Origin of the sequence: Massilia sp. DJPM01 (assembly GCF_030348125.1) — a bacterium.
GTDB classification, from domain to species: Bacteria; Pseudomonadota; Gammaproteobacteria; order Burkholderiales; family Burkholderiaceae_D; genus Telluria_A; species Telluria_A frigida.
In genome coordinates this window covers 134,960-152,331 of the sequence record NZ_JAQOZV010000008.1, presented here as the reverse complement: position 1 = coordinate 152,331, position 17,372 = coordinate 134,960, and the positions used below count along the sequence as shown (strand labels likewise).

11 protein-coding genes are annotated in these 17,372 nt (G+C 62.9%); 6 read left to right on the top strand and 5 right to left on the bottom strand.

What is annotated here, in order from left to right; all coding sequences use genetic code 11:
* The first annotated feature begins 60 nt into the window (after window positions 1-60).
* Complete coding sequence (locus PO883_RS08165) at window positions 61-780, top strand: ABC transporter substrate-binding protein (protein ID WP_289309307.1); 720 nt, start codon at window positions 61-63, stop codon at window positions 778-780.
* A 367-nt stretch (window positions 781-1,147) separates the two neighbouring features.
* Window positions 1,148-3,883 (top strand): polysaccharide deacetylase family protein, encoded by a 2,736-nt coding sequence (locus PO883_RS08160; RefSeq protein ID WP_289309306.1) that lies wholly within the window; start codon window positions 1,148-1,150, stop codon window positions 3,881-3,883.
* 229 nt (window positions 3,884-4,112) lie between these two features.
* Here PO883_RS08160 and PO883_RS08155 read toward each other — a convergent pair whose 3' ends face one another.
* The gene (locus PO883_RS08155; RefSeq protein ID WP_289309305.1) at window positions 4,113-5,153 is read right to left on the bottom strand and encodes a DUF475 domain-containing protein; all 1,041 of its coding nucleotides are present in this window, start codon (window positions 5,151-5,153) and stop codon (window positions 4,113-4,115) included.
* 304 nt (window positions 5,154-5,457) lie between these two features.
* Between PO883_RS08155 and PO883_RS08150 the strand changes: the two genes are divergently transcribed.
* The 4 genes from PO883_RS08150 to PO883_RS08135 all read left to right on the top strand — a co-directional run bounded on the left by PO883_RS08150 (window position 5,458) and on the right by PO883_RS08135 (window position 12,730).
* Window positions 5,458-5,880 (top strand): divergent PAP2 family protein, encoded by a 423-nt coding sequence (locus PO883_RS08150; protein ID WP_289309304.1) that lies wholly within the window; start codon window positions 5,458-5,460, stop codon window positions 5,878-5,880.
* A gap of 262 nt (window positions 5,881-6,142) precedes the next feature.
* On the top strand, window positions 6,143-7,279 hold the full coding sequence (locus PO883_RS08145) for an efflux RND transporter periplasmic adaptor subunit (protein WP_167085615.1): 1,137 nt from the start codon (window positions 6,143-6,145) through the stop codon (window positions 7,277-7,279).
* Window positions 7,280-7,282: 3 nt separating this feature from the next.
* The gene (locus PO883_RS08140) at window positions 7,283-10,507 is read left to right on the top strand and encodes an efflux RND transporter permease subunit (protein WP_289309303.1); all 3,225 of its coding nucleotides are present in this window, start codon (window positions 7,283-7,285) and stop codon (window positions 10,505-10,507) included.
* Between the two features lie 126 nt (window positions 10,508-10,633).
* Window positions 10,634-12,730 (top strand): hypothetical protein, encoded by a 2,097-nt coding sequence (locus PO883_RS08135; protein WP_289309302.1) that lies wholly within the window; start codon window positions 10,634-10,636, stop codon window positions 12,728-12,730.
* A 130-nt stretch (window positions 12,731-12,860) separates the two neighbouring features.
* Here PO883_RS08135 and PO883_RS08130 read toward each other — a convergent pair whose 3' ends face one another.
* The 4 genes from PO883_RS08130 to PO883_RS08115 all read right to left on the bottom strand — a co-directional run bounded on the left by PO883_RS08130 (window position 12,861) and on the right by PO883_RS08115 (window position 16,823).
* On the bottom strand, window positions 12,861-13,328 hold the full coding sequence (locus tag PO883_RS08130; RefSeq protein WP_289309301.1) for a hypothetical protein: 468 nt from the start codon (window positions 13,326-13,328) through the stop codon (window positions 12,861-12,863).
* 296 nt (window positions 13,329-13,624) lie between these two features.
* A complete protein-coding gene (locus tag PO883_RS08125; RefSeq protein WP_289309300.1) occupies window positions 13,625-14,545 on the bottom strand; it encodes an NAD(P)H-hydrate dehydratase in 921 nt (306 codons plus the stop codon).
* Window positions 14,546-14,558: 13 nt separating this feature from the next.
* Window positions 14,559-15,323: a histidine phosphatase family protein gene (locus PO883_RS08120; RefSeq protein ID WP_289309299.1), complete on the bottom strand. Its 765-nt coding sequence runs from the start codon at window positions 15,321-15,323 to the stop codon at window positions 14,559-14,561.
* A gap of 93 nt (window positions 15,324-15,416) precedes the next feature.
* On the bottom strand, window positions 15,417-16,823 hold the full coding sequence (locus PO883_RS08115; protein WP_289309298.1) for an L-cystine transporter: 1,407 nt from the start codon (window positions 16,821-16,823) through the stop codon (window positions 15,417-15,419).
* Window positions 16,824-17,372: the final 549 nt, after the last annotated feature.

The following is a 17,372-nucleotide window of genomic DNA, read 5'->3' as shown; positions in this document are numbered from 1 at the left end:
GCAAGCGGCGCGCGGAGGCTGGCATCGCAGTTTTCATGCTGGTGGGGTAAGATCGGCGGCATGACGAATCCCAAGTTGCTGTTGACCCTGCTGCTGTCGATCCCGCCCGGATTGCAAGCGGCGGAGCTGTCGGTGCTGGTCGACACCAGTACCGAGATGCCGATGGCGCGCTTCGAGAGCGGCCGACTGGCCGATGGCATCCACAAAGACATCGGTCAGGCACTGGCTGGCGCCATGGGGCGCACGGCGGTGTTTGTCGCGCTGCCGCGCAAGCGCATAGTACGGGCGCTGGAGGATGGCGGCGCGGACGTGCTGTGCAGCTACGTTCCCGAATGGCTCCCCGGATCGTTCCGCTGGAGCCAGGCGTTTATTCCGATCACCGAAGTGCTGGTGACGGCGCGCAGTGCGGAGCGTCCGCGCAGCGTGGTCGACGTATCGGGGCAAGCGATCGGCACGGTGCTTGGCTACTCCCATCCCGAGCTTGACGAAGCGCTGGGTAAAGGATTCATCCGCGACGAGGGCGTCAGCTCGCTGGCCAACCTGCGCAAGCTGGCGGTGGGGCGCTTGCAGCATGTGGTCACGGCCAAACTTTTTCTCGACTACCGCCAAAAGCTGGGCGACCCCGCGCTCGTGCTGCACCCGCCGCTGGCGGTCAAGAGCTACATGGGCCAGTGCGCCGTCTCCCCCAAAGGCAAGGTCACGCTGGCCGAGGTCGACAAAGCCATCGAGCGCCTGATTGCCGACGGCGCCATCGCCACCATCTTCGCCCGCTACCAGTAGCCGCCCCTTACCACGCCGCCACAATCCCCCAACCGGGGTCAGAGCTCTAAATTGCAATATTTTTTCGTTTCCCAACCGGGGTCTGACCTCTGATTCGCAATTTTGTTAACCGGGCTGATGCTGTCGGGCGCGATCTTTTGCTCATTTACGCGAAATTCGCAGCAGAACAAGGGCGATTGCGACAATTTCCGCTTTTCCAATTTTACAAAATTTCGAATCAGAGGTCAGACCCCGGTTAGGAAGCGAAAACGTTGCGAATTAGAGCTCTGACCCCGGTTGTGGGAGTGTTGAGTGCGGGGTGTAGGAATTATCGGGGTGTTTAGTTTTGCAATACAATCGATGCATTTCTTCCAACAGGCGTGTCTCCGTGACTTCCACTCCCATTAAAATCGCCGCTGCGCTTGCCATCGCGGGCGCGGCCGGTGCGGCTGTTCTGTTTGCCGGACGTAAGCCGACCCCGGCGACGCCGCCGCCGCCTCCGTCCGTCAAGGCCTCAGCAGCGGCCACGCCTGCGCCGCGTTCCACGACGGCGCCGTTGATGGCCGGTATGCAGACCTTGCTGGCCAATTACCGCAAAATCATCGTGCTGCTCGCCGACGAGAAGTCGATGCCGCCCAACGAGCGCGAACAGGCGCAGCGCGTCGGCCAGAACCTGTTCCACGAAAATCAGTCGCACGCCGCGTCGCTCGAACGCGATCTGGCCGCGCTGCTCGCATCGAACCAGCCGAACCGCTTCGATGCCGTCAGCGAGCTGCTCAGCTTCATCGAGTCCGATAAATCCCTGTTCGATGCCGACCGCCTCGCTTTCCGCGAGCTGCTGCAGGGCTTGCTGGCGGAAGTGGCCAAGGATTCGAGCTTGCCGGCCATTAAGATCCACAAGCGCTTGTCGGAGGATCTCGATGCGCTGGCCGAGATCGAGCGCAATTATGAGAAGGAAATCCGCCAGGTCTTCGGCCGCTACGAGTCGCGTGCGATCGAGCTTAAACGCGAGCGCTGGGACAGTTATCTGGCCTATCTCAAGACCCTGTACACGCGCGATACCATCCTCAAGGAGCAGGGCGTGGTGATGCCGTACCCGGCGTCAGCCTTGCCGCGCGAGACCAAAACCAAGGCCGAGCCCGATCCCAACGAGATTTTCGGCACTTCCCTGCCCAAGAAAACCGTGGTGCTGACCTTCGACGATGGACCGCACAAGCGCTACAGCGAAGAAATCGCCGCCATCCTCAAACAGTACGGGGTGCCGGCCGTGTTTTTCAGCGTGGGCCGCAACCTGGGCAGCGTCGATGCCGCCGGCAAGGCCACCTTGTCCGATGGCGCCGCCGTCAGCCGCAAGCTCAAGGCGGGCGGCTACACGCTGGCCAACCACAGCTACACGCACGCCCAGTTATCGAAAGAAACCGGCGACAAGCTCATGGCCGAGATCCTCAACACCGATGTGCTGCTCAAAGCCATCGACGCCAGCCGCGCGCCGCTGTTCCGCTTTCCCTACGGCGCGCGCAACAGCGAGGGCATGCATGCGCTGGAAGGCGCGCACCTGCGCTCGGTGATGTGGAATATCGATTCGCTCGACTGGGCCGATCCGGTCCCGGCCTCGATCGCGGAGCGGGTCTTGCGTACGGTCGACAAGGAGGGCCGCGGCATCATCCTGTTCCACGACATCCACGCGCGCACGGTCAAGGCGCTGCCTGCCGTGCTGGACCGCCTGATCGCGGAGGGCTACCAGTTCGCCGGCTGGGACGGCAGCAATTTCACCAGCGCCAACACGGCCGCCGCGCCGGCCGAGAAGGTGGCGGTCAGCACCGGCTATGCCAATTCCTGGGCCATCGTGATCGGCATCGACAGCTATCCCAAGTGGCCCAAGCTGCAATACGCGGTGCGCGATGCCCAGGGTGTGCGTGAAGTGCTGATCGGCAAGTTCGGTTTCGCGGCCGAGCGCGTGGTCTCGCTCAACAATGCCGATGCCACCCGGGCCGGCATCCTGGGCGCCTTCCATGACCGCCTGGCACACGGCGGGGTGCAAAAAAACGACCGGATCTTCGTGTTTTTCGCCGGCCACGGCGCCACCCGCCAGCTCAGTTCGGGCCGCGACCTCGGCTACATCGTGCCTTACGATTCCGACCCGACCCAGTTCGCCACCGATGCGATTCCGATGAGCGAGATCCAGAACATCGCCGAGAGCCTCACCGCCAAGCATGCGTTGTTCGTGATGGATGCCTGCTACAGCGGGCTGGGCCTGACGCGCGGCGGCGGCGCCGGCGCTTTCCTGCGCGATAACGCGCGCCGCATCGGACGCCAGATGCTGACCGCCGGCGGGGCCGACCAGCTGGTGTCGGACGGCGGGCCGAACGGGCATTCGGTGTTCACCTGGACCTTGCTGCAGGGCCTGGCGGGGAAGGGCGACCTGAACGGGGATGGCTTGATCACGGCCACCGAGCTGGCGGCGTATGTGGCGCCGGCGGTGGCGGGCGTGTCGAACCAGACGCCGGCCTTTGGCAGCTTGCCGGGCTCGGAAGGGGGCGATTTCGTGTTCGAGTTGCCGATCGAGACGGAATTCTTGAATCCGCAGACGGCGCAGCTGTCGACCGAGGCGATCGCACTCAACGCCAAGCTCGACGCGGTGCGTCCGGACACGCCCAAGGCGGACGACAAGCCGGGCGTGATGGCGCCGGCGGCACCGGTCGCGGTCAAGGATTTGCAAGGCAAGGAGCAGAAGCTGGTCACGCCGCTGGCGGTGCCGTCGTCGGCGCGCCAGCTGGCGCAGCGCGCCAATGACCGCGGTTTGCAGCTGTTTAAGGAAAAGCAGTATGCGGCGGCCGAGGCCGAGTTCACCGAGGCGCTGAAACTGCGCGCCGATTTTGCCCTGGCGGCGAATAATCTGGGCTTTGTGTATTACAAGCAGGGGAAATTCGCCGAGGCGGCGCGCTGGTTCGACAATACCGTGAAGATGGACCCGTCGCGCGCGGTGGCGTACCGCAACCTGGGCGATGCGCATGCCCAGGCGGGCGATGTGGCGAAGGCGAAGCAGGCCTACAAGACCTTCATGGAGCTGGCGCCGGCCAGCGCGGGGGCGGCGTATGTGAAGCAGCAGCTGGAAAAGCGCTAGTTCGTCCTGCGTCCTTGCCGGCACCGCCAGCAAGGACTTCCCGCGCCAGGGCGGCGCGCGCCGGGAACGCATGCGTTCCCGGCAAGTTGTTTCTCAGCCACTAGCTGCGCCAGCAAGCCGGGAAGGTGCATGCATTCCCGTCGGTGCGGGAAGTCGTCTCCGGCAGCGCCAGGGACGAGGCCACGGGGCTGCACAGAGCAGCTGGCATCACACCGTGAACCTTGCCCCGTCAAGCCACGCCCAGCGCCTCTTGCTGTTTCTTGTAGCGCAGCGACGACCACACCGACACCAGGATGAACGCCACGCCCGACAGCCCCGTGAACCACTCCGGAATGTGATAGCGCACGCTGGCGAACATGATCAGCGCCAGGATCCCGATCGCGTAATGCGCGCCGTGTTCCAGATAGACAAACTCCTGCAAGGTACCTTTTTCGACCAGGAACACGGTCATGGAGCGCACGAACATGGCGCCGATCGCCAGGCCCAGCATGATGATGACCACGTCGCTGGTGATCGCAAACGCGCCGATCACGCCGTCGAAACTGAACGAGGCGTCGAGCACTTCCAGATACAGAAACCCACCGATACTGCCGCGCGACACGATTTGCCCGATGCTCGGGTCGGCTTCTTCTTCCTCCAGCAGGGAACTGATCCAGTTCACACCCACGTAAATCACCACGCCCAGCACGCCAGCCATCAGCACGCTCAGCTTGCGCGCTTCCGGGACCAGGTACATGGCCACGAACGAGGCGCACAGGGTCAGCAGTACCGCCAGGCTCTCGCTGCCGTAGGTGCCTACCTTCTCTTCGACCCATCCGAGCCAGTGAAGTTCCTTCTCTTCGTCGAATAAAAAGTTGAGGAAGACCAGCAGCAGGAAGGCGCCCCCGAACGCCGCCACTTCCGCATGGTTGTCGGTCAGGTGGCGCGAGTATTCGTCCGGCGTGTTGATCGCCATGGTCCACACATCCAGCAAGCCGAGCCCGGTCGCGACCGAGACTATGACCAAGGGAAACAGCAAGCGCATGCCGAACACGGCCACGATGATCCCGACCGTCAGGAACAGCTTGCGCCAGAAGTCGTTCCAGTGGCGCAGCACGGACGCGTTGACGACGGCGTTGTCGAACGAGAGCGACACTTCCAGCACGCCCAGCACGGCGGCGATCCACAGGGCATTGAGCAGGCCGGGGACGCCGCCGCGCGAGTAGCCCCACCAGCAGGCAACGGCAAGGAGAACGAAGGTGACAATGAAAGAGAGTCTGAAGTGGCGCATGGGCAAATTCCCGGGGAAAAGTTCGATACGAATGGCGGGCGCCGGCGGGCGGCGGTCTGATGTCATTCTAATAGGTTTCCCGCCCGATGAGCAGTCAAACGCGCGCACCCGGCCGCGCTCCGGTGCTGCATGCCGGCCGGGCGCGCCTGGCGCCAGACGCCCGGCGGCCTGCCCGCGCCGGCGCCGAAATCGGTGGCCAAAAAGCAGGCCGCCGAACTTTTATGCTGCCTTGGCAAGGGCGTGATCTGCGATAATTGTTAATTACGCAGCAATTGTGCGGTTTAACGACAACAAGGATGTACGCATGGATATCAGCTACCTCATCACGCCTGTCCTGACCTGGCTGGTGGTGGGACCAATCAAGTTCCTGATTAATAGTGCGCACCAGCGGCGCTGGGCGTTCAATTTGGTCGGCAACGGCGGCTTTCCCAGCAATCACAGCTCGGTGGTGACCAGCATGGCGACCCTGATCGCCCTGCGCGAGGGCATGGGCAGCCCGGCCTTCGGCGTCGCCGTGACCCTGGCATTCATCGTGATGATCGATGCCAACAGCCTGCGCCAGCACGTCGGACGCCAGGCTGCCGCCATCAACCGCCTGGCCGGCAGCGCCGCCGACCATACCCATCTGCGGGAACGCATGGGACATACGCTGGTCGAAATCACGGGCGGCATTTGCACCGGCATCGGCATGGGGTTTGCGGTGTTTCACTTGTTCCAGCGCTTTTGACGCAGCATTGACCCGCGCCATCGCCTACGGGTGTGGCGCGGGGAGTCGTGCCTGGCAGTGCCAGCGACGATCATTCCACCCCGATTGTTGCAGTTCAGCATGGCACGAATGCAGTTCAGTCCCGCAAATCCGCAGTTCAGCCATCGAAACAGGCAAGTTGAAAGATCGCTAATTGACGTCGATATCCGTCTCAAGGATACTTTGGCGCTGGAAGTTTTCAATTTGATACATACGTCTGACCGATTTGATCCCGGAGAATCCCATGCTGCGCAAAACAATGCTCGTCCTCGCCATCGCTACGGCGCTCGCCGCCTGCAGTAAGGACGCTAAAGATCCGGGCAAGGATGCCAAGGCCGCCGCGCCCGTCCAGTTGCTGGTTTCTCCGGAAGATCTGCTCACCATCCAATCGAACGCGCTCGCGTCCGGTCCGGTCGTGACCGGCTCGGTCCAGCCCGAACGCAAGGCCGACCTGCGCGCCGAAGTGTCGGCCGTGGTGTTGCAGGTGCTCAAGGAAAACGGCGACCCCGTCAAGCGTGGCGACATCCTCGTCAAGCTCGACGAAACCGCCATCCGCGACAGCCTCAGTTCGGCCGAGCAGTCCGCCCGCGCCGCTTCCCAGGCGCTCGACCAGGCTGAACGCCAGCTGGAACGCATGAAAACCCTGCGTGCCTCGGGCATGACCTCGGCCCAGGCGATGGATGACGCCGAAGTGCGCCGCAACAATGCCCTGAGCGAAGTATCGGCCGCCAAATCGCGCGCCGCCCTGGCCCGTCAGCAACTCGGCCGCACCGTGGTGCGCGCCCCCTTCGACGGCGTGGTCAGCGAACGCAAGGTGTCGGCCGGCGATACCGCATCCGTCGGCAAGGAATTGCTGAAAGTCATAGACCCATCCAGCATGCGCTTCGAGGGACGCGTCTCGGCCGACCGTATCAGCACGGTCAAGGTCGGCCAGGCGGTCAGCTTCCGTATCAATGGCTATGCCGGCGAAGAATTTCGCGGCGTGGTGAAGCGGGTCGATCCGGCCGCCAACGAAGTCACGCGCCAGGTCGAGGTGCTGGTCGGCTTTGCGCCCGGCTCGGCGGTGCCGAAGGTGTCCGGCCTGTACGGGGAAGGGCGGATCGAGGCGGAAACCAAGGCTGCGCTGATGCTGCCCGAAGGCGCGCTGGTCAAGGCCGGCGACAAGGCCTACGCCTGGCGCCTCAAGGATAAAACGCTGAAAAAGGTCGACCTGGCGGTCGGGCCGCGCGACACGCGCACAGGCAACTATGAGATCAAGCAAGGCCTGGCCGCCGGCGATACGGTCATGCGCAATCCAAGTTCGGCTTTCAAGGAGGGCCAGAAGGTGGAACTGGCGCCGGCCAAGGTTGCCGCCGCCGCGCCTGTCGTGCAGGGGAAATAAGCCATGTTCCTTTCCGATTTCAGTATCAAGCGGCCAATCGCCACGATTGTGCTGATCATCACCCTGATGTGCATGGGCCTGCTAGCCCTGACCAAGCTGCGCGTCAACCAGAATCCCGACGTCGAAGTGCCGGTATTGCAGATCAACATTCCGTATCCGGGCGCGTCGCCGGACACGGTCGAGCGCGAAGTGATCAACCGCATCGAAAAGTCGCTGCTCAGCATTTCCGGCGTGACCGATGTGCATGCCAATGCGGTCGAGGGCAATGCCCAGTTCTGGCTGGAGTTTAACTTCGACAAGAACCTGATCGAAGCGTCCGACGAGGTGCGCAACGCCATCGCCACGGTGCGCTACAAGCTGCCGACCGAGATGCGCGAACCGATCCTGCAGCGTCTCGACCCGGCCACCCAGCCGATCCTGAACCTGGCGCTGTCGTCCACCAGCCAGAGCCATGCGGAAATCTCGCGCCTGGCCGAGGATGTGCTGGCCGACCGCTTCCGCGGTATCGATGGCGTGGCCACGGTCAACGTCAACGGTGCCCTGCGGCGCGAACTGTCGGTGCTGCTGCGCGCCGAAAAGCTGCGTGAATACAATGTGGCCGTGTCCGACGTGGTCAATGCCTTGCGCACGCAAAACACCAATGCGCCGGTGGGCAAGATTCGCGGCGAATACGACGAAAAAAGCATCCGCCTGGTCGGCCGCATCGAGTCGCCCGAGGAATTCCAGCAAATCGTGGTCAAGCGCCGTGGCGATGAAATCGTGCGCCTGGCGCAAGTGGCCGAAATCCGCGACGGCTTTGCCGAAGTCAACAACCTGAGTATCCGCAGCGGCAAGCCGAACGTGGGCATCACCCTGACCCGCTCGCGCGATGCCAGTACCGTCAGCGTGGCGCTAAGGGCCAAGAAACTGATCAAGGAACTGGAAAAAGAACTGCCGAAAGGCACCGTGCTGGAAATCACGCGCGATGGCGGCGATGAAGCCCAGCGCAGCCTGAACAATGTGATCGAATCGCTGATCTTCGGTGCCGTGCTGACCATCTTCGTGGTGTACGCCTTCCTCAATTCCTGGCGCTCGACCCTGATCACGGCGCTCTCCTTGCCGACCTCGGTGATCGCCTCCTTCATCGCGGTCTGGCTGTGCGGCTTCACGCTCAACTTCATGACCCTGCTCGGGCTGTCGCTGGCCATCGGCGTGCTGATCGACGATGCGATCGTGGTGCGCGAAAACATCGTGCGCCACATGCAGCGCGGCTCCGACCGCCGCAAGGCCGCCCTCGAAGGCACCGCCGAGATCGGCATGGCGGTGGCCTCGACCACCTTCTCCATCATCGCCGTGTTCATTCCGGTGGCCTTCATGCCGGGCGTGTCCGGTGAATGGTTCCGTCCGTTCGCGCTGACGGTGACCTGCTCGGTGCTGGTCAGCCTGGTCATTTCCTTCACGCTCGACCCGATGCTGTCGGCTTACTGGGGCGACCCGCCGGACCATCACACGGCGCCAAAAAAGGGCTTGTCGCTGCTGCTGCATCACTTTAACGAATGGTTCGACCGCCAGGCCGACCGCTACGGCCACGTCATCGCCTGGGCCTTGCATCACCGCATCTGGATGACCCTGATCGCCGTGGCCACCTTCGCCGGTGCGATTTATCTGCAGGGCGCCAAGGGCGGCACCAGCTTCCTGCCGGCGGCCGACTATGGCCAGTTGCTGATCGATATACGCACGCCGGCCTCGTCGAGCGTGGAGTATTCGCGTGCCAAGCTGGAAAAGGCGGCCGAACTGGCGCGCTCGATCAAGGAAACCAAGGATACCAACGCCTTCATCAACACCGGCGGCGGCAAGGTGTATGTCGACATCGGCAAGCGCGCCACCCGCTCGCGCAGCGCCAAGGAAATCGCGGTCGAGTTGCGCGCCAAGATTTCCCAGCTGGTCGGTGCCGAATACGTGGTGCTGGACGACATGAACAATGGCGCCAACAAGCCGATCCAGATCCAGTTCACCGGGCCCGATTCGCGCAAGCTGCTCGACATTGCCACCGCCTACATGGAAAAGCTGCGCGCGGTGCCGGGCGCGATCGATGTCGGCCTGTCCGAACAAGATCCGAAAAACGAATTGCAGATCGAGCTGAACCGCGGCCTGGCCAATTCGATGGGTATTTCCGTCAACGATGCGGCGCAGTCGCTGCGGGTGGCGTTTGCCGGCGTCGAAGTGGGCGACTGGGTCGACCCGACCGGCGAAACGCGCGACGTGGCGGTGCGCCTGCATCCGGACGACCGCATCAGCGCCGACAACATCGAACGCTTGCCGATCGCCGTGACCGGCACCAACCAGATGGTGCCGCTCGACCAGATCGCTACCATTACCATGGGCAAGGGACCGTCCGGCATTTCGCACAAGAACGGCAAGCGCACCATTTCGGTCTCGGCCAATGCGCAGGGGCGCTCGAACGGCGAAGTCACGGACGACGCCATGAAACTGGCCGATACCTTCGATTACCCGCCCGGCTACGGGCGTGAACTGGGCGGCGCCGGCCAGGATCAGCAGGAACTGTTTACCGAAATGGGCATCGCCCTGGTGTCGGGCATCGGCCTGATGTACCTGATCCTGGTGATGCAGTTCGGTTCGTTCACGGCGCCGCTGGCGGTGATGCTGTCGCTGCCGCTGTCCCTGATCGGCGTGGTGGTGGCGCTCCTGGTGACCGGCAACACGCTCAACCTGATGAGCTTCATCGGCATCATCATGCTGATGGGCCTGGTGGCGAAGAATGCCATCCTGCTGCTCGACGCGGCCCGTTCGCGCGAACGGGAAGGCCACAGCCGCGAAGATTCGCTGATGGAGGCGGGGCGCGCGCGCCTGCGTCCGATCCTGATGACCACCTTCGCCCTGATCGCCGGCATGTTCCCGGTGGCGCTGGGCTTGGGCGAGGGCGGCGAGTTCTACCGTCCACTGGCGATCGCGATCATCGGCGGCACCATCACCTCGACCATTTTGACCCTGCTGGTGGTGCCGACCTTCTATGACAGCATCGAAATCAAGACCGACAGCATGGGCGCCAAGTTCCGTCGCCGTTCAGTGCGCTTCGGTCCGCTGCTGGCCTTCCTGGCGACTTTCATCGAGGTGATCTTGTTCCTCACCTTTGTTCGCCTGGTCTATCGCCTGATCATGCGGGTGGTGCGCCTGGCCACGGGTGACAATCGCACTGATGCCGCGCGGGCCGCGCTGCCGCTCAAGTAGCACAGGCGTTATGGCGGTTCCGCCGGCGCTGCGACTACGCAGTGCCGGCAGGCTGTCGGAGCGCATTGCAATCGCATTGAATCGGCTTCATACTGTACCGCTGATCGATTAACACGATGATTTTCCATGACGCTCGACATCAACGGCGGCCTCAAGAATACTTCCATCAGCCATAACAGGTACGTGGTGTTCGAGGAGCTGTTGTCCAACGCGATCGATTCGTATCTGATACGGCGTAGCGAAGATGCGCACGCACCGGCGCTGCGTATCGAGATCGGGATCGAATTCCGTAAAAGTTCGCTGATGTCGGAGACGGAGGACGAGTTTGCCGTCTGGTGCAAGGACAATGGCGCCGGCTTTGGCGACGAACAGGTCAAGGCGTTCGTCACCAAAGATACGACCTATAAAGATTATCTCCGGATCCAGGGCATCGGCAAATGCAAGGGCGCCGGCCGGATCCAGTTTTTCCATTACTTCGCGCAACTCGATATCGACAGTGTGTACGAGGCGCGGGGCAGCCGCTGGCGGCGCACGCTCAGGGCCAGCGCCGAGGCGCGTGAAATCACTGAGGACAATTTCGACACACGGCAGGATACGGGCGACATTGAAACCTGCGTCACGCTGAAAAGAATGACGAAACGCACGTTCGCCGGCTTGGCCGACACCCCGGCGATCCGCACCGATTTCTCCGCGCGTACCATTCACAATGTCCTTAACACGTCGTTCTTGCAGCGTTTCATCGTCCTGAAGAACATCATCGGGGATTTCACTGTTGCGATTGTCGAGCTTGCCGGTGCCGAACGATCCGAACAGCTGATCACTTCGGACCAGCTACCCACGGCGGCCGGCGTGCTGCCCATTACACTGAGCTGTGGCCACCGCAGCGATATCGGCTGCTGCGAGCTGAAACTGACGCGCTATTCGCTCGACCAGGCCGACAGCCCGTCGCTTGAGCACGAGGTGGCTCTGTGCGCCAATTCCGCGATTGCCTTCTCATTGACCAGGCATTTCCTGAGGTCGGCGGCGGACAGGCGCCGGCCGATCGATGGCAAAATCGAGCTGCTGCTGGTCGAGGGAGAGATCCTCGATCAAAAGGTCAATGTGCAGCGCGATGGTTTCGACATGCCCAAGGAATGCGGCCATGCCAGGGATTTTGATGAAGGCATGTCGATGCAGGACATCATCGATTCGCTGGAAGAGACGGTGTATGCCATCCTCACGCCTCCGGATTTCAATCGCGATGCGCTGATCAGTTCGACGCAAGAGAAATTCGGGATTTCCAGATCCATGCTGGAGGCGGCCAACATCAAAATCCACTATGGCGATACGGAAGAAAATATCGCCAAGCGCGCGCTGAGGAAGTTCCTGGACGAAATCGTGAACGACACGTCCAAAATCGTCGACATGAAGCAGGCGCTCCTGAAACTCGATCCCCGCAGTAGTGACTTTCGCAATGTGCTCAGCGACCTGTCCTGGCGCTACACCAGCAGTCTGCAAAAGATGGATATGGCGAACTTGTCGCAATTGGTGGTGCGCCGCACCGCCATGCTCGAAGTATTACAGCGCGCCACGGAACTCATGCTCGACTGCCAGCAGGATGCCCCTGGAAAACGTCGTGAGCATGAAAAGATCATCCACAATATTTTCTTCCCGACCGGCAAGGATAGCGACGATACGGTCGATCACGATATCTGGATTTTGAACGAGGAGTACCACTACTACGATCACATTGCATCGGACAAGGCCTTGTCGTCGATTTCCTGGGATGGCAAGACACTGTTCGAGGCCGACATCGACGCGAGCCTGGAGCGGCTTTTTCGCATCAACAATGATGAGCACCATTTGAAGCGCCCCGATATCGCCATCTTCAACAAGGAAGGCGCGGCAATCATCATCGAATTCAAGGCTCCCGGCGTCGAGTTACAGGAGCACATCAACGACCTGGCACAGTACGCGCGATTGCTGGCGGCAAAGTCCGATGGCCGGATAAAGCGGTTTTATGGCTATCTGGTGGGGGACTGCATGGATGAGAGCCGCATGCCGCCCGGATGGACAAAATTCCCCGCCAGCGACGGCTATTTTTTCACGGCGCGTCTGGATGATCCGAAGACCGGGCGGCAGTACGGCGAACTGTACTCGGAACTGCTGTTTTACGAGCATTTCGTAACGCGCGCCCGCAACCGGCTTGAGGTGTACAAGCGCCGTTTGAATGTCAGCTTTTGATGCGTTCAATGCGCGTGTAAAACGGGCATGCCCACACTACGTGCCGATTGACGCAAGGTGGCAAGCACCAGGGCCGCCGCTCCTGCAACTGTAGAAAGCGGCGGCTGTCACCTTCGCTGCGCCTGCCCGGTTAACGTTTGCCCTTGTCAGGTGGCGGGCTTGTGTCCGTGCTGCCGGAGGTGCCGCTGGTGCCCGAGGTACCGCTCGTGCCCGATGTGCCGCTGGTGCCCGAGGTACCGCTCGTGCCCGATGTGCCGCTGGTGCCTGAGGTACCGGTGCCGCTCGTGCCCGTGCCGGAGGCGCCGGTCCCGGTATCGCCCGTCGTGCCACTGGTGCCGGTACCGCTGGTGCTGCCGGTACCCGTACCGCTGGTCCCTGTGCCGCTGGTGCCGGTATCGCCTGTTCCGGTCGTGCCCGTTCCGCTGGTACCGCTGGTTCCACTGGTACCGGAGGTGGTGCCGGAGGTCGTACCCGACGTGGTGGTGTCGCTGGTGCCGGTGCCGGTGGCAGGGGTGTCATTGCGCTTGCAGGCAACGAGCATCGACGCCAGCAGCGCCGCGGTCAGCAGGATTTTTGGTGCGGTGGTGAATGGTTTCATTGTTTACTCCTCGGTCACGTCAATTGAGTACCGCTGCCTGTCCTTCCGACTTGCCGCAGGCAACGGCGCCAGGTCGATCCTGCCGGTCATGCATGCGCCGGCGAGGACCATCAGGGAACCGACGTCGTGGATAACGCGGTCCCGTTAGCTGATGCGCGAATTCGACTGTAAAAATTAGACTTTCAACATCTGCGCCAGTTCATATTAATTTGCGTATCTGACGTAGATTTACCTCCATGTCCGCGCAATTTGATACTGATCAAACGTTTTGCCTGGCCGCGGCCATTCCGTCGCCATCAGGAACGGGCGGCTTGCTCCATCAGGGCTGGAATTTCGGCCGCAATCTCGCGCGCCAGGTAGCCCAGTACGCCAAAGCGCAAGGCCAGCTGTTCGCCCGCCTGCGCATGCAGGGCCACGCCCCAGCAGGTGGCCTGGGCCAGGGTCGCGCCGCGCGCCGCCAGTCCGGCGATGATGCCGGCCAGGGTGTCGCCGGAGCCGGAAATGGCCAGCCCCACGTTGCCGCCTTCGTGCTGCCAGGGGCCGCCTTGCGGCGCGCTGATCACGGTGCGCGCGCCCTTCAGGGCCACCACCGCGTTCCATGCCTGCGCCGCGTCCCTGGCGGCGCCGTCCGGGTCGGCCAGGATCTCTTCTTTCGCGCTGCCGCTCAGGTGCGCCATCTCGCCCGCGTGCGGGGTGAGGATGACGGTCTGGGCAAAGCGGAACGGTGCATTCTCGCCATCGAGGTCGGGATTGGTCACGATGCCCATCGCGTTGGCGTCGAGCACCACGCTGACGCCTTCCAGGTGCGGCAGCAGGGCGCGCACCAGCGCCGCCGTGGCCGCCTCATCCTGCATGCCGGGGCCGATCAGCACCGCGTCGATCTTGTCAGCCAGCGGATCGAGTTCGGCCAGCGCATCGCGCTCGAAGCCGCCGTCGGCCGTCTCGCGCAAGCCGATCACGCGCGCTTCCGGCATGGCCAGGGCCACCAGTTGCGCCACGCTGGCGCCGGTGGCGATGGTCAGCTTGCCGGCGCCGGCGCGCAGGGCGGCGGTGGCCGCCAAAATCACGGCGCCCGGCATTTCGCACGAGCCGCCCAGCACCAGCACATGGCCGCGCCGCTCCTTGTCGCCCTCGGCGGGCGGCATGGGCAGCGGCCAGGCGCGCAGGGCGGCGCTGTCGATGGTGACCATGTGGGTGCTGGCGAGCGGCATGTCCATGGGACCGGCGCGCCTACGCTTTCGGAGCAGCGGGCACATCTTTTTGAGCCGTGACCGGCGTGCCTGCCGCTTCCAGGGGAGCGACAAAGTTAGTCAATTGCAAGCCGAGCTTGCCGTGCTTGCCCTGGGTCGCGTCAAAACTGTAGGAGGTGACCGAGCAGTTCGGCACGTCGCCGGCCCGGTCGAAAGCGAGGATAGCCGCTTCGTCGAGCCGCTCGAACAGGTAGCGGAAGCAGTTGACCGTGACCTGGTGGCCGACGATCAGCACGCGTTCCTTGCAGAATTCACGGGTGATGGTGTCGATGATGCTGCGCAGGCGCAAAATCACGTCGCACCAGCTTTCGCCGCCGGGTGGGCGGAAGTAGAACTTGCCCACGTGCTGGCGCTGCTCGTACAGCTCCGGATATTGATGCTGGATGCCGAGCACGGTCAGGCGGTCGAGAATGCCGAATTCCTTTTCGCGCAGGCGCTCGTCCACGTGCACGGCCATCAGGCTGCCTGGGCCGAGCTGCTCCATGATGATGCGGGCGGTCTCGGCCGCGCGCAGGTAGGGGGAATGCAGCACCACGTTCGGCCGCTGGTCTTCCGGCATGGCTGCGAACCAGGTGGCCAGCGCGCGCGCCTGTTCGGCGCCGAGCGCCGAGAGCGGCACGTCGACATCGCGCTCGGCGATATCGATATGCAAGCCGGCCGCCGCTTCCGCCGCATCGCGGGCCACGTTACCGGCGCTTTGTCCGTGCCTGACCAGCCAGATCTGTTGGGGCCACTTTTGTTCCATCGATTCGCCTGCCCTTGACATGTTGACACGACGTCATCATAGACGGATTCGGCGGCGGATCAGCGCACGATACAAGCAGTTGTGGCGTCATGTTTACGCCGCTTTCTCGTCGGCATCGAGATTGAGCGCGGCGTCGCTGTTGAAGACCGCCATGTCGGTCTGGCCCAGCACGCGGCTGGTGACCGTGCCGGCCGTAATCGAGCCGCTGACGTTGAGCGCGGTGCGGCCCATGTCGATCAATGGCTCGATGGAAATGAGCAAACCCGCCAGGGCCACCGGCAAGTCCATCGCCGACAGCACGATCAGGGCCGCGAAGGTGGCCCCCCCGCCCACGCCGGCCACGCCGACCGAGCCGACCGTGATGATGGCGATCAGCGGCACGATGAAGCCGAGCGTCATCGGGTCGATGCCGACCGTGGGCGCGATCATCACCGCCAGCATGGCCGGATAGATGCCGGCGCAGCCGTTCTGGCCGATGGTCGAGCCGAACGAGGCGGCGAAGTTGGCGATGCCTTCCGGCGTGCCGAGGCGGCTGGTCTGGGTCTGCACCGACATCGGGATCGAGCCGGCGCTGGTGCGCGAGGTGAACGCAAAGGCGAGCACCGGGAAGATTTTCTTCACGTAGCGCATCGCGTTCAGGCCGGAGGCGCTGATCAGCAGCAAATGCACGCAGAACATCAGCAGCAGGGCGCTGTACGAGGCTGTCACGAAGCTGATCAGCTTGACGATGCTGTCCAGGCTCGACCCCGCCACGACTTGCGTCATGAGCGCGAACACGCCGAACGGGGTCAGGCGCAGCACCAGGGTCACCATGCGCATGATGATCGCGTGCGCGACCTTGATGAAACGGTCGAAGGCGTCGAAAATATCCGGCTGCTTGGCCGCGATGCCGGTCGCCGAGATCCCCACGAAAATCGAAAACAGCACCACCGCGATGGTCGAGGTCTTGCGCGCGCCGGTCATGTCGAGGAAGGGATTGGCGGGAATGAAGCTGATGATCATGCTCGGCAGCGAGATCGCCTGGGCCGTGTTCAGGTGCCCCTTCAGATAATCGCCGCGCGCCACTTCGGCGGCGCTGGCGGTCAGGCCCACGGCGCTCAAGCCGAACAGCTTGGCCATCAAGATGCCGATTCCGGCCGCCACCATGGTGGTGAGCATCAACATGCCGATGGTCAGCGCGCTGATCTTGCCCAGCGACGAGGCGTCGCGCAGCTTGAGGATGGCGGCGATGATCGATACCATGATCAGCGGCATCACAATCATTTGCAGCAGCCTGACGTAGCCGGTGCCGATGATGTCGAGGTAGGCATTGGTGTCGGCAATGACGGGCGAGGCCGCGCCATGGAACAGCTGGAAAGCCGCTCCCAGCAGCACGCCCACGCCCAGGCCCGTAAACACACGCTTGGTGAACGAGGCATGTGCCTCCTGCATCTTATAAAGGAGAAAGCACACGCCCAGCGCGATGGCAAGGTTCAGGATCAGTGGAAAATTCAGGGTCATGCGGGCCTCTTGAGTGGGCGCTGCGCGCGGACGCTTCGCGGCGGCAATATAACGGACCATTCTAACCATAATCCTGCTGCACTGCACCCTAGCCCGTCCGTCGTTTGAATGACTTCCGACGGGCCGCTACCCTTATCCCGTCATTCTCCAAGCGTCGTCGACCACGTGGATGCACGAGATAAGGACTGGCGAAATCAACGCCAGCTGGAACCAAGTCTTACGCGCTTCGTTCTGCCGTGCGCTGACGGCGCCTGGCACCAGCTACTACCAGCCCACAATCTGATGTTGGCCTCTGCGGAGATCACACGCGAAGTCGCGGCGGCGCCATTGCGGGATCGGGACAGTGATCTTTTCTTCAATACACAGATTCCAGCCGGGAAATCCGGCGCTACTCGCACTCTTCGTAGATAGAAAGTATGTCGGTGCCGGCGCAAGATCGGCCGGCAGAAACCTGGGGGGCGGAACCAGAGGCGGCATTCCCGACGCGGCGCGCATCACCGGGAACCGGCCCAGTTGTTGGATTTTTGCCGTATCCGTCCGATAGCACAT

Coding starts and splice junctions, on each gene's coding strand:
- PO883_RS08155 (WP_289309305.1), bottom strand. CDS start 5,153: ATGCGCCACTTCAGACTCTCTTTCATTGTCACCTTCGTTCTCCTTGCC.
- PO883_RS08120 (WP_289309299.1), bottom strand. CDS start 15,323: ATGGAACAAAAGTGGCCCCAACAGATCTGGCTGGTCAGGCACGGACAA.
- PO883_RS08125 (WP_289309300.1), bottom strand. CDS start 14,545: ATGGACATGCCGCTCGCCAGCACCCACATGGTCACCATCGACAGCGCC.
- PO883_RS08150 (WP_289309304.1), top strand. CDS start 5,458: ATGGATATCAGCTACCTCATCACGCCTGTCCTGACCTGGCTGGTGGTG.
- PO883_RS08165 (WP_289309307.1), top strand. CDS start 61: ATGACGAATCCCAAGTTGCTGTTGACCCTGCTGCTGTCGATCCCGCCC.
- PO883_RS08135 (WP_289309302.1), top strand. CDS start 10,634: ATGACGCTCGACATCAACGGCGGCCTCAAGAATACTTCCATCAGCCAT.
- PO883_RS08115 (WP_289309298.1), bottom strand. CDS start 16,823: ATGACCCTGAATTTTCCACTGATCCTGAACCTTGCCATCGCGCTGGGC.
- PO883_RS08130 (WP_289309301.1), bottom strand. CDS start 13,328: ATGAAACCATTCACCACCGCACCAAAAATCCTGCTGACCGCGGCGCTG.
- PO883_RS08140 (WP_289309303.1), top strand. CDS start 7,283: ATGTTCCTTTCCGATTTCAGTATCAAGCGGCCAATCGCCACGATTGTG.
- PO883_RS08145 (WP_167085615.1), top strand. CDS start 6,143: ATGCTGCGCAAAACAATGCTCGTCCTCGCCATCGCTACGGCGCTCGCC.